The sequence below is a fragment of the Methylobacterium bullatum genome, assembly GCF_014845095.1.
Taxonomy (GTDB): domain Bacteria; phylum Pseudomonadota; class Alphaproteobacteria; order Rhizobiales; family Beijerinckiaceae; genus Methylobacterium; species Methylobacterium bullatum.
In genome coordinates this window covers 1-13,278 of the sequence record NZ_NKUG01000158.1, presented here as the reverse complement: position 1 = coordinate 13,278, position 13,278 = coordinate 1, and the positions used below count along the sequence as shown (strand labels likewise).

Annotated in this window: 9 protein-coding genes; 3 read left to right on the top strand and 6 right to left on the bottom strand. The window is 66.1% G+C overall.

Translation table 11 applies throughout. The features are described from left to right. Positions 1-160 precede the first annotated feature (160 nt). Positions 161-1,336 (bottom strand): glycosyltransferase, encoded by a 1,176-nt coding sequence (locus MBTS_RS19870; protein WP_192216314.1) that lies wholly within the window; start codon positions 1,334-1,336, stop codon positions 161-163. Between the two features lie 116 nt (positions 1,337-1,452). Beyond that, positions 1,453-2,442, bottom strand: a complete 990-nt coding sequence (locus tag MBTS_RS19865) for an NAD-dependent epimerase/dehydratase family protein (RefSeq protein WP_056147010.1) — start codon at positions 2,440-2,442, stop codon at positions 1,453-1,455. Positions 2,443-3,159: 717 nt separating this feature from the next. On the opposite strand from MBTS_RS19865, the gene MBTS_RS19860 reads away from it, so the two are divergent. After that, positions 3,160-4,551 (top strand): UDP-glucose dehydrogenase family protein, encoded by a 1,392-nt coding sequence (locus MBTS_RS19860; RefSeq protein ID WP_192216313.1) that lies wholly within the window; start codon positions 3,160-3,162, stop codon positions 4,549-4,551. Positions 4,552-4,841: 290 nt separating this feature from the next. Here the strand turns inward: MBTS_RS19860 and MBTS_RS19855 are convergent, their stop codons facing one another. The 4 genes from MBTS_RS19855 to MBTS_RS19840 form a co-directional block, all read right to left on the bottom strand. After that, entirely contained in the window at positions 4,842-5,999 is a 1,158-nt protein-coding gene (locus tag MBTS_RS19855) for a DegT/DnrJ/EryC1/StrS family aminotransferase (RefSeq protein ID WP_192216312.1), read from the bottom strand. Continuing rightward, complete coding sequence (locus MBTS_RS19850; protein ID WP_192216311.1) at positions 5,980-7,296, bottom strand: glycosyltransferase; 1,317 nt, start codon at positions 7,294-7,296, stop codon at positions 5,980-5,982. Before MBTS_RS19850 ends, MBTS_RS19855 begins: the two co-directional genes overlap by 20 nt. Before the next feature lie 111 nt (positions 7,297-7,407). After that, positions 7,408-8,499 (bottom strand): NAD-dependent epimerase/dehydratase family protein, encoded by a 1,092-nt coding sequence (locus MBTS_RS19845; RefSeq protein ID WP_082477477.1) that lies wholly within the window; start codon positions 8,497-8,499, stop codon positions 7,408-7,410. A 1,044-nt stretch (positions 8,500-9,543) separates the two neighbouring features. Next, positions 9,544-10,347, bottom strand: a complete 804-nt coding sequence (locus MBTS_RS19840; protein ID WP_187273465.1) for a response regulator transcription factor — start codon at positions 10,345-10,347, stop codon at positions 9,544-9,546. A gap of 424 nt (positions 10,348-10,771) precedes the next feature. On the opposite strand from MBTS_RS19840, the gene MBTS_RS19835 reads away from it, so the two are divergent. Next, positions 10,772-12,001 (top strand): hypothetical protein, encoded by a 1,230-nt coding sequence (locus MBTS_RS19835; protein ID WP_192216310.1) that lies wholly within the window; start codon positions 10,772-10,774, stop codon positions 11,999-12,001. A gap of 294 nt (positions 12,002-12,295) precedes the next feature. Continuing rightward, on the top strand, positions 12,296-13,278 hold a 983-nt coding region (locus MBTS_RS19830; protein ID WP_280529944.1), incomplete at its 3' end, for a formyltransferase family protein.

Below are 13,278 nucleotides of genomic sequence, written 5' to 3'. Positions count from 1 at the left end.
ATCCCACCAGACCACCTCATCCTGAGGTGCCCTTTGCTTCAGCAAAGGGCCTCGAAGGAGCGCTCCAGTCTGCTCAGTGGGTTCTGGAGCCCTCCTTCGAGGCCGCTACGCGGCACCTCAGGATGAGGTCGAGCCTTGGACAGACACCTGAAACAGGCTCCTAGACCGCGATCCGCATCGTCCGGTGCGAGTCCATCGCGTCGGCGTAGATCCCCATGAGCTGGTTCGTGGTGACGGTCTCGCTCCAGCACGATTCGTATTTCGACCGCGCCGCCCGGCTCATGCGCTCGGATGCGGCGCGATCGGTGAGGATCCGCGTCATGGCGCGGGCGAGGTCGGCGGCGTCGCCCGGGGCGGCATGCAGGCCGGTCACGTCGTCCGAGACGATCTCGGCGAGAGAGCCGATCCGTGAGGCGATCACCGGCAGGCCCAGGGCGAAGGCTTCGACCACCACCATCGGCAAGCCCTCGTACCAGAGCGAGGGGACGAGGAGGGCGCGTGCCTCCCTCATCGCGGCGCGCACCTGAGCGGGCGTGACCTGGCCCCGGTAGTCGAGATCGGGCGAGGCGGCGACCTTGTCCGCCAGCGGCCCGGTGCCGACGACCGTGACCCTGCGGCCGGCGATCCTGGCGGCGGCGATCAGGGTCTCGATGCCCTTCTCGCTGGTTAGGCGCCCCACGAACAGCAATCCTTCCCGCTCGCCCTCCCGGACCGGGCCGGGATCGGCGAGCCCGTTCGCCTTCACGGCGATGCGGCCGCCGGGCAGGCCGGCCGCGATGAACCGGCCGCGTTCGAATTCGGTGAGCGCGACGAAGCGGTCCACATGGTTCGCCCATGTGCCGATCTGCTTGTGATGCTGGATCGATCGCGCCACCGCCAGCGATCCGAGCCGGGAATCCCGGTAGCACCGGTGCAGCACCGCATTGTAGGCGGAGCCGCCGACGCAGACCTCGCAGGGCGCGCCGTTCCGCGTCAGCATCGCGTTGGCGCAGATGATCCGGTAATTGTGCAGCGTCTGGATCGTCGGTGTTCCCGTCTTGCGCACGGCCACATGCACCATCGGCGAGATCAGCGGGAAGTAATTGTGCACGTGGACCACGTCCGGCCGGAAACCGTCGACTTCCTTCAGGACGAGGCCGATGTTCTTCGGCGAATTCACCGACTGGAACGCCGCGCGCAGTCGGTCGATCGGCGTGACGATGGATGTGTTGCTCAAGGTGAAGAGCCGGACCTCGCAGCCGGCCCGTTCGAGGGCGCCGATCTCCTGGGCCACGACGGAATCCTCGCCGCCGTGGAACTGGTACTCGTTGTGGACGATCAATACGCGCTTCGACATCCGGATCGCCTCACGGTCGTTGCTGTGGCTGCTGCATCTTCGTCGCGAGGCGGTCCGCCGAATACGTCGGTGCCGCATCCGTGCCCATCGAAGCGGATGCGGCGCCGGGCGCGGGGTTATTCGGCCGCGACGGAATGCCGGACCGGATGGGCCTGGGCGATCTCTTCCTCGATCCAGCGGTAGGTCGGCACGAGCCCCTCGCGGATCATGATCGTGGGTTCCCACTTGAGGACCTTGCGGATCAGGCTGTTGTCGCTGTTGCGTCCGCGCACGCCCTGCGGCTTGGTCAGGTCGTGGCGCTTGGTGATCGTCTTGCCCGCGATCTCGGCCGCGATCTCGACGAGGTCGTTGATGGTGATCATCTCGTCGGTGCCGAGATTGATCGGGGCGCAGTAATCCTCCGCCATCAGCCGGCACAGGCCCTCGACGCAATCGTCGATATACATGAAGGAGCGGGTCTGCAGACCGTCGCCCCAGACCTCGATCTCGCCGCCGTCGGGGCAGAGCACCACCTTGCGCGAGATCGCGGCGGGCGCCTTCTCCCGGCCGCCGTCATAGGTGCCGAGCGGACCGTAGACGTTGTGGAACCGCACCGACCGGGTCGGGATCTTCCAATCCTCGGTCATGTATTGGCACAGTTTCTCCATGTAGATCTTCTCGAGCCCGTAGCCTTCCTCCGGCTGGGCCGGCCACGCGACGTCCTCGGCGAGGGGGGTGACGTCGGGCGAAAGCTGGAGGTGCTGGGGATAGACGCAGGCCGAGGAGGAGAAGAGGAACTTCTCCAGGCCGCTGTAGCGCACGGCCTCGACCATATGGGCGCTGATCAAAGTATTGTTGAGGGTGATCTCGGCATGGGAGCCGCTGATGAAGCCGATGCCGCCCATGTCGGCCGCCAGATGATAGACCTCGTCCATGTCCTTGACGGCGATGGCGCAATTGTCGCGCATGCGCAGATCGACCTGCATGAAGTCGTGCGCGGCCGAGGCTTCGTATTGCGGAAGCTTGATGTCGGCCCCGCGGACCCAATGGCCCTGGCTGACGAGGCTTTTCACGAGATGGTGCCCGATGAACCCACCGGCCCCGGTCACAAGTATCTTTTTCTTCATGACAGACCGTCCTTATTCAATGCGTGCCGCCAGAAGGACTGCATGATCGTCGACTGTATTGGTAGGAACCTTGAGAGTTAGATCGAAAGCGCTCGACCAGCCGCCATAGTACCCTTGCGCCGGACGGGGCGACGTTGCGGGGTCGAGGAGCGGGCGCAGGGGCGCAGACGCATCCGGCCTCGTCCTGATGCTCATGCCGAAGTCGGTCATCTGTCAGAGTGGGTCATCCTAGAGCTGCGCCCGACCACGTTGGGTCGGGGCACATCTCCAGGCCTTTGTTGTGCCGCGCTCTTTTTCGCCGAACCGGCATCCACTTCGGCGGAGAGCGCTCTAGCCGACCACCTCATCCTGAGGTGCCGGAGCGTAGCGGAGGCCTCGAAGGAGCCCTCCAGTGGTCGCGCGATCCCTGGAGCTCTCCTTCGAGGCCGCTGCGCGGCACCTCAGGATGAGGTCGTGCCTTGGAAAAACAACTCGAAGATGTCTTGGATTCCGTCCCGCCCGGACCTTGCCGGGCCACCGAATCGGGATGACGCACCGTCGAATCGCGTGTTCGCCATCAATAATCGGCGCCGATCATGTAGCTTTCGGACTAGTTTCCGCCCACTCGGAAGAGATGTTCTTCAAGACAGGATGATATTTTAAGGTTGTCGCTTGCGGCGGTTGCTGTTCGACACGAGCGGCCGCCTTTGCTGATCTGAACGATCCATGGAGGCTGGAATGCGGGTGGCGGTCATCGGCGTCGGATATGTCGGGCTCGTATCCGGGGCGTGCTTCGCCCAATTCGGGCATCATGTGCATTGCGTGGACAAGGACCCTCAGCGGATCGCCGCCCTGTGCGCCGGCCGGATGCCGATCTACGAGCCGCATCTCGATGCCCTCGTGGCCGACAACGTCGCGGCCGGGCGGCTGACCTTCGGCACCGATCTCGCGGCGGCGGTCCGCGATGCGGAGGTGGTGTTCATCGCCGTCGGCACGCCCGCCCGGCGCGGTGACGGCCATGCCGACCTCGCCCACGTCTTCGCCTGTTGCCGCGACATCGCGCAAGCGATCCAGGGCTATACCGTGGTGGTGACGAAATCGACCGTCCCGGTGGGCACGGGGGACCGGGTCGAGCACATCATGCGCGTCGTCCAGCCCCAGGGGGCCTTCGCCGTCGTCTCGAACCCGGAATTCCTGCGCGAAGGCGCGGCCATCGCGGATTTCCAGCATCCCGACCGGATCGTCATCGGCACCCAGGACGAGCGGGCGCGGGCGATCATGACCAACCTCTACCGGCCCCTGGCGGAGGCGGCGGTGCCGCTGTTCTTCACCACCCGGCGCACCGCCGAGCTGGTGAAATACGCCGCCAACGCCTTCCTCGCCATGAAGATCGGCTTCGTCAACGAGATGGCCGACCTCTGCGAGCGGGCGGATGCGGATGTGGCGGGCGTCGCCTACGGGATCGGCCTCGACCGGCGGATCGGCGCGCAGTTCCTCCAGCCCGGCCCCGGCTTCGGCGGATCGTGCTTCCCGAAGGACATCCAGGCGCTGATCAAGTCGGCGCAGGATTACGGCGTCCCCTCCCGCATCATCGAGACGGTGGCGGCCGCCAACGAGCAGCGCAAGCGATCGATGGCGCGCCGCCTCATCAAGGCCTGCGGCGGCTCCGTGCGGGGGCTGACCGTCGCGGTGCTCGGCCTGACCTTCAAGGCGGATACCGACGATGTCCGCGAGGCGCCGGCCACCTCGATCATCACCGCCCTGCAGGACGAGGGCGCCGAGGTGCGGGCCTACGACCCGCAGGGGATGGACCAGGCGAGGGCGCTCATGCCCGACATCGCCTACGCCACCGATCCCTATAGCTGCGTGGCCGGCGCCCACGCGGTGGCGATCGTGACGGAATGGAGCGCGTTCCGCACCCTCGACCTCGCCCGTCTCCGCTCGCGCATGGCGGGGTCGGTCCTCGTCGATTACCGCAACATCATCCCGGCGGCGGAAGCCGCGGAGGCGGGCTTCCGCCACGTGGGCATCGGCCGGCGCAGCGTCACGGCGGAGCGCCCGGCGCCACGGATCGACCTGACCGAGCCGCAGGGCGCGGTGCTGCCGGAACTCGCGGTCGCCGCGGGGTAATCCCGCGAAGACATCGACCGCGCGAAGGCCGCCCTGCGACTGCGGGGCGGCTTTCGTATGTCGGTTTTACTTGGGGAGTTTACTTGGGGAAGTCGGTGTCGTTGCAAGACGAGCGATCTCCCCACTCCCTCACCTCATCCTGAGGCGCCCTTTGCGCAAGCAAAGGGCCTCGAAGGAGACCTCCAGTTCTCTGAGCAAGGACTGGAGCCCTCCTTCGAGGCCGCTTCGCGGCGCCTCAGGATGAGGTCAGGGGTTGGAAAGACGGGGAACGGGTTTCGGGAGGCCCGTGTTCACCGTCCGGTCGCGGTCCGCAGGGCGGGTTTCGGCCAGAACGCGGAGGCCTGGGCCAGCACGGTCTCGATCACCTCGTCCTGCTCGTCGATGCGCAGTTCCGGGAAGAGCGGCAGCGAGAGCGTGCCCTCGCCCCATTCCTGGGCGACGGGCAGGGACGAGGCTTCCGGCACGTCGCGGTAGAGGGTCAGGGTGGGCACGCTGCGGTAATTCACCGTCGTGCCGATGCGGGCCTCGCCCAGCGCCCGGAGCATGTCGTCGCGCCGGCCGTCGGGCACGTGGATCGGGAAGAGGTGCCGGGCCGAGACCACGCCCGGCTCCAGGGCCGGCCAGGTGAAGGGGGTGCCGGCGAGCGCGGCCTCGTAGCGCCGGCTCAAGGCCTCGCGCCGGGCGCACTGGACCTCCACCTGCTCGATCTGGGGGGCGAGCAGGACGGCGAGCAGGTCCGGCAGGTTGGCCTTGGTGCCGAGGCGGTCGATGTCCCAATGGTTGTAGGTGCCGCCCTGGAAGCGCTGGGCCGCGCCGGCGGACATCCCGTGCAGCACCGTTTGCACCAGGGTCCGGGCGAGGTTGGGATCACGGGTGACGACGGCGCCGCCCTCGCCGCAGGTCACGTTCTTCGTCGCGTAGAAGGAGAAGATCGCCGCGTCGCCGTCCTGCCCCGGCCGGCGCCCGTTGCGGCTGCCCTCGAAGCAATGGGCCGCGTCCTCGATGATCCGGATCGAGGAAGGAATCGCCGCCCGCAGGGCCGGGATGTCCACCATCTGGCCGTAGAGATGGACCGGGATGATCGCCCGCGTCCGCTCCGTCACGGCCGCCGCCGCGAGAGCGAGATCGATCAGGAGCGTGTTCGGGTCGCTGTCGACGAAGACCGGCGTCGCGCCCACGAGGCGCACCACGTTGGCCGTCGCCGCGAAGGTCATGGCCGGCACGATGACCTCGTCGCCGGGGCCGATCCCCAGGGCGAGGAGGGTCGCCACCGCCCCTTGCGTCCAGCTCGAGGTGAGCTTGGCATGCGGCACCCGGAAGAAGTCCCGCAGCAGGTCCTCCACGCGCGCCCCCTCGGGGCCGGTCGTCAGGAACGCGCTCCCCAGGACCGAGGCCACCCGAACCGCGTAGTCGGGCGAGAGCGCATGCCTATAGAACGGGACTGCCATCCGTTGCCTCCATGTCTTCGGTGAGAGCCGGCGATGCCGGTGTGGTTCGGTAGAGGGCGTGCAGGCGCGCCGCGACCACGGTCCAGTCGGCCGAGCATCCCATCCGGTGGGCGCCGCGCGACATCGCCTGCCATTCCGCGGAATCGAGGGACGCGGCCCGGGCGAGGGACGCGGCCACGGCCTCGGCCGTCAGATCCTCGATGAGGAGGCCGGCGCCGTGCCGCGTCATCGCCTCGGTCATCCCCGCCTCGGCGGTGATGAGGAGCGGCACGCCGAGGATCTGCGCTTCGAGGGCGGCCGTCGGCCAGCGGTCGAGGCGCGAGGGAAAGGCGAAGAAGTCCCAAGACCGGACGATGTCGTCCCGCTCGGCTCCGTAGCGCGGCCCCTCGAAGGTCACGGCGGACCCGATTCCGAGGCGGAGGGCCATCGCCGCCAGCGCCTCGCGCTCGTCGCCGGGACCCATGACGACGAGGCGGCCGGTGCCGCCCTGCCGCCGGTAGAGGGCGAACCCCTCGATCAGGAGGTCGAGGCCCTTGTGGAACGTCGCGAGCCGGCCGCAGAAGCCGAAGACGGGCGAGCCGCCGGCAGGGCCTAATAACCCGCCGGCAGGGCCCAATAACCCGCCGGCAGGGCCGGGCCTGTCGACGAATCCCGGACGCCCGCCGAGCGCGCTCGAATAGACCCCGTGGGGCACGAGGACCGACCGGGCCTTGGGCGCAAGACGGCGTAGCTCGGCCTGTTCCAGGGCGGTGATGACGTGGACGAAGCGCGCCCCCTCCAGAACGCGGCGCTCCAGCAGCCGGACGTAGAGGGCGGTCGACGGCTTCACCAGCCGGCCGGCCCGGTCGTAGAAATGCGAGAAGCAGGCGTGGAGGCTGATGACGTAGGGAATGCCGCGCCGGCGCAGCATCCGCGTCAGCGAGACCAGGAGCGGTTGGCGCGCGCCGTGGAAGTGGAAGACCGTCCGCGTGTCGGCCCCGTCGAGGAAGGCCTCGCGGGAGCGGCGCGACAGGCTGACCGTGCGGCCGAGGAGCCTGAGCCCCTCCAGCGGGACATGATCCATTCGGATGCCCGCCGGCACCGTCATCCCGTGCGGGTCGCGCGACAGGAACAGGATGCGGGACGCCTCGCCCGACAGGGTCTGTTCGGTGACGAGGGAGCGGGTATTCTGATGAATACCGTTGGCGAAGGAGGGATATCCCTCCTTGTTCTCGATGATGACATGACGGACGGAGAGCGGGGAGCCGCCATCCGGCCGTCGGACCGGGGACGAGGAAGGCACGTCATAGGCTCGCATGGGTGTCCTCCTAAGCAGGTTTCGCAGACGTGGCCCCCGGTTCTGCGATCGAAAACCTGCGACACGGCGCTCTTGAGCCGGTCGATGGGAGGCGCGGGTCCGGATCGGCTCTCAGGCGCGCGCCCCGTCCGCGGCGGTCTCGAATTGCGGGCGGGGGAAGACGCCCGGGCTCGCGGCGACGGTCTCCTCGGCCGCGAGGGGCAGGCTCAACCCCTGGAGCGGATCGGCGAGCAGCATCTTGTACCACTTGACCGTGTTGCAGGCGGGCGTGTTGCGCAGGAGCTTGGCTTCGATGGCGTTCTGGATCTCGATGACGGCGTCTTCGATCCGGTACCGTGCCCCGAAGCCGAAGTGTTCGCGCGCCTTGGCGAAGCTCACATGGTAATCGCGCCGGTCGGGTCCGCCGGGCATGAACTCGATCTCGCTCGGCCTCGTGACGGTGTTCTTCACCGCGAGCGCGATGTCGACGATCTGGCGATTGTCCCAGCCGACGTTGAAGGCCTCACCGGCGACGGCTCCGGCGGGAGCGCGCAGGGCGCCGAGGAACGCGGCGGCCACGTCCCGTACATGGACCAGGGGGCGCCATTGCGAACCATCCCCCCCCACCGTGATGCGGCCGCGATCCAGGGCGTCGAAGCTCATCTGGTTGACCACGAGGTCGAAGCGCATGCGCGGCGACAGGCCGAAGACGGTGGCGTTCCTCAGCGCGGTGGCGACGAAATGGCCGGTATTCAGGGCGAGCACGGCCTCTTCGGCCCTGGCGCAGGTCTGCGCGTAGATGGTGAGCGGGCGCAGCGGCGTGTCCTCGGAGAGGAACAGGTCCTGGCCGGCACCGTAGACCGCGCAGGAACTGGCGAAGAGGTAACGGCGGACGCCGGCACGCTTGGCGGCCATCGCGGCCCGGATGCGGCCCGTCTCGTTGATGGACCGTGTCAGTTCCGGGTCGAGGTCGCCGGACGGATCGTTGGATAAAGCGGCCAGATCGATGGCATAATCGCAATCGTCATAGGCGCGGTGATCGATGGTCCTGATGTCCTGCTTGACGATCTCGAGTTTCGGATGGCCGTCATACTTCGAAAGACACGGCGTTCCAAAGTAGAACGCGTCGATGGCCCTGACCCTGTACCCGCTGCGCAGCAATTCTCCGACCATGACGGATCCAATATATCCGCCAGCTCCCGTGACAGCAATTTTTGCGTTCATGGCTCTCTTTCCATCACGTCATGAAAACGATCTACATCAGTCTTGATATTCAATTTAAAGTGATGGTTCTGGTAAATCAAAAGAACAATCGGACTAATAACTATGGAACCGTGATGTCTTCGATAGTGCCAAATCAAGCCGATCTGGTGCGCGAAGGGGTTAGTCGAGACAACTCCCGGTGCGGCAGGCTTCATCCACTCCGATCGACCGGCGATGAGCGCTGATGTGCGGTGCCGGCGGGGCGCGGGCGTCGCGTCATCCGAAGGGCCACGCGACGCGATGGCGTACGGTTGGGCGTGGCGGGGTTGGCCGGGGCATCGCGATATGGCGTGCGAGGGCAAGCGCCGGCCTGACAGTGTGCCGGTCGGGCCGAATGTTATGAGGTGTAGTTCAAGTCTTCATTGGGAGGATTGCCGCCCTCAATGGACCAGGTGCCGGCCGAGAGGGAAGGTCGCGTGAGGCCGATTTGGTTGGATGTCTCAGCTGTTGCTCATGCCAAAGCCGAGCATCCAATCAGACAGCCTCATCCCGAGGTGCCCTTTGCTGCAGCAAAGGGCCTCGAAGGAGGCCTCCAGGGATCTCGCGATGACTGGAAGTCTCCTTCGAGGCCGCTGCGCGGTACCTCAGGATGAGGTGAAGCCTTGGACAAACACTCCATCTGTATAATCGACTTTCTGAGCGGATGTTTCTACCAAAGCCGAGCATCCAATCAGACAGCCTCATCCCGAGGTGCCCTTTGCTGCAGCAAAGGGCCTCGAAGGAGCCCTCCAGTGATCTCGCGATGACTGGAAATCTCCTTCGAGGCCGCTGCGCGGCACCTCAGGATGAGGTGAAGCCTTGGACAAATAACCCATCTGTCTGATCGGATTCTTAAGCGGATGTTCCTGCCAAAGCGGAGCATCCAATCAGACCACCTCATCCTGAGGTGCCGGAGCGTAGCGGAGGCTTTGAGGGGAGCCCTCCAGAGACCAAAGCGGTCACTGGAAGGCTCTCTCACAGTCGCTACGCGGCACCTCAGGATGAGGGAACGCCTCGACGGTACTGTTAGACGTTCGCCATCTCTTCGAGCACGTCGTTCAGGGACGCCACACCCGGATGATGCGCGACCAGACGGCTGCGGTCCCCGGCGTTGCAGTATTTGATACCCCAGAGCGCGGCCTGTGTTCTGTTTCGTACATTGATCTTTCGGAGGATCGCCTTGACGTTCCCCTTCACGCGTCCCTCGGCAATGGACAGGCGCTCGGCGATCGCGCGGTTCGAATCGCCCTTGATCAGGCAGGCGATGATGCTGAGCTCCCGCTCCGAGAGATGGAACGCCTGATCGTCCGAGGGAGGCCGATCCTCGCCGGTGGGCGCGGGCGCCTGATCCTCTTCCTCGCATGGCTCGGCCTTCACATGCGCGCGAACCGACAGGTGCGGCACGACGCAGTGATCGAGGAGGATCAGTTCCAGCGCCTGAACCAGCGTATCCGAACCGGCGCTGGACAGAAGGATGGCCGCCGCGCCGCATTCCAGCATCGGTGCCACATGCTCGACTTCACAGGTCGCGCAGATGCAGATGATGAAGCTATTCGGGAAGCGAAGACGAGCATTGATGATCTCTTCGGTCGGCGCGTCCGTGGTCGGTTGAATACTCATGATGATAATCAAATTCGAATCAAATGTTTCGGTAAAATCCTGGGACTGATCCAGGCTTCCCACCATGGAAACGACGTCGAAGCCGCTCTTTATCAGGATGTAGCGTAAGCCTTCTCTGTAGAGCGCCGTTCCACCGCTAATGACGGTCGCCGGACGTTTTGCGGGAGCAATAGTGAGTCGAGGAAAGGTAGTTCCGGATACATGAATCATCGCTGGACCCCCACCGATTCGCATTGAATAAATCGACCACTCCGTTTTCAAGTAATGTATAAACCGATACATTAAATTGAGAGTCTGGTATGAATTGGAACAATCTGATCGTCAATGAAAAATGGGTTAGCTAATCCTTTTTTGGTCATCCCATTTGATCGATGCCGGCTTCCGACTTCGCCGAGCCATCCGAAAGCTCTATGCGGATGTTAATGTGTGGTGGTTCTTGGTGCGAACATTGAGAGGTGCACTCGGGGATTCCTACGGCGTCTCAAATCCAGCGACTGTATAGATTCCGCTCGGATCGTTCGGGACCGGTCATACGTCGAGATCGTCCGTTCGGAGTAGGTCTCTTTCGATCTCCGATGACTGGCAGCGCGAGGTACAATCGGCGTCATACAGCTGCGGTGATGTGAGATTCGATATGTTGGGCAGGTGGTTGCACGCTCATGACAGCTTTGCCGGCTCCAAAAGATCGCTCGGTGCCGGCGATGCGGCGCAGGTCGGTTCGGTCCGCGCGCCGCTCCCCGGGGGAGGGGGGTGGGCCGAGTCGTTCCGGCACGACCATGCCGACCTCGTCGGCCCGATTCGGCCGGGCTCCCGCTTCTCGGGCAACCTCTATTGGCTGCTGGCCACCACCTCCATTCTCAGCGCGATCGTGTTCGGCCTCGTGGTCGAGACGACCCGGTCCGTGGGAGCGCGCGAGGCGCGCCAGGAGCAGGACGGGCATCGGGCCGCCTTGCAGCAGGCCGAGGACAGGATCACGACCCTCGCCCTGGCGCTTCGCTCCGAGAAGGACGCGGCCGAGATTGCCCGCTCCCTCCTGGGCCGGCAGGTCGATGAAGGGCGCCGGGCTTTGGAGGCCGTGGAGGCCGACCTGAAGCGGACGCAATACGATCGCCAGCTTCTGTCCGCCCGCGCGGAGGACCGCGAGCAGGCGCTCCGGCGCCTCGAAGGGCAGTTCGAGGCCAGTCGCGGGGAGGTCTCGACCCTCCGGTCCGAGGCCGCGGATCTCCAGGCCCGCGCCGATGCCGCGATCCGCGCGCAGGCGCTGGCGGATGAGGCGCGCCGGGTGGCCGAGACCGCCCTGGCGGAGGTCGGGCTCGCCCGCGATGGCGATGCCCCGGCGCGGATGGAGCTGGCGTCGGTCGATATCGATGCGAAGGGCGACGTCGCGAAAACCGACGCTGCGGAGAGCGGGTCCGGCGCGGCGCGGGCCGCTGCGGCCAGGGTCCGGGAGCTCGCGCCCGTGGACGACGCGCCCGTGAGCGACCTGCGCCCGCGATGGTTGACGCTCGGCGGCGCCACCTTCGCCTCCCTCGACGCGCTGACCTTCGCGAGGGGCATCGCCCCATCGAAGCCGAAAGCGCTGCCGACGCCCTCCGTCCTCCGCCGCGTGGCTCCGCGCCCGAACCGGGGGCGGCCCCAGGCGAACGCCGCCGCGCCGTCCTCCGCCAATGCCGCCCCCGCCGGGAAGGCGTTTCCCGACGACGGAGGCGCCGGCCCGGACGGCGAGGCCCACGACACGGTCCGGGCCTCGCGTCTTCCGGTTTCGTCGCTCATGCGCCCGGCACTGACCCAGGGGGCGCCGCAATTGAAATCCGCCCGCGGCGACGGGGCGCCATCGGGGAAAAAGCTCAGTAATCCGAAGTAGTGCTTCTCTTGAGGGGATTAACGCCGCATCTTTTATTTGAAAGGTCGAGGAAACGAGTTCGGCCCGTCATGCGGGTCCGGGTTCGTCTCAATAATCCCTTTCAGGAATGACGGCCGGTACGATTTCTATCCGGATCGTCGGCTTCTATTCGATCATTGCCTCAATGATTCGTCGAAATTCATGTCTTTGTTTGCCGGAACGAGCATTTTGTCTCAAATTTGAAAATTCGAAACCTCGTTTCTTGTTTCAAGTCGTCGATCCCCCTGACGTACAGCGGTGCCGGAGCCTGTCGAGATGGAATTCATCGGGAACCGTCCTCGGGACGATACGGTCGCCCATCACGCCGAGGACGATGCGAGACCCACCGCCTGCTTCATCGGCGACGGGACGCTGCTGATCCGATGCGCGGAGCTTTTTCTCGCCGCAGGGCATGCGATCTCCGCCGTGGTCACGCGAGATCCCCGCGCCGCCGACTGGGCGCGCCGTGTTGGACTCACCCTCATCGACAAGGACGCGTACCTGAAAGCGGGCCAGGGCCACGTGCCGGTCGATTTCCTGTTCAGCGTCGGCAACCTCGACGTGATCCCGCCCGCCATCCTCGCCCGCGTCCGGCGCCGGGCGATCAACTTTCACGATGGCCCCCTGCCGAGGCATGCCGGCCTCCATGCCACGACCTGGGCGATCCTCGCCGGGGAGACCTCGCACGGCGTGACCTGGCATCAGATCGACGAGACCATCGATACCGGTGCCATCCTGGCGCAGGAGCATTTCGACATCCTGCCCGGCGACACCGTCTTCAGCCTCAACGGCCGCTGCTACGAAGCCGGCGCCTCGAGCTTTTCCGCCCTCCTCGACGGGCTCGTCTCGGGCCGCGTGGAAGCGAGGCCGCAGCGGGGCGAGCGCCTCTACCATGGCCGGCTCAAGCGCCCGGATCGCGCCGCGACCCTGGATTTCCGCCAGCCCGCCGCGACAATCGCGGCCCTCGTCCGCGCCCTCGATTTCGGCCCGGTGCCCAATCCGCTGGCGCGCCCGAAGATCTTCACCGGGCAGGATCTCGTTCTCGTCCGGGGCGCGGAGATCGGTGCCGCCTCCGGTCATCTCCGTCCCGGCACGATCATGCGGGTGGGGCCCGATCTCGTGTCCGTCGCGACGGCGGATCGCGAGATCGTCCTTTCCGGCCTCACGACCCTGCGCGGCGAGCCGGCCGGCTCCCTGTTCAGCCCCGGCACGGTCCTGCCCGAGATCGAAGGCCCGCGCGCCGAGGCGATCGCCGCCGC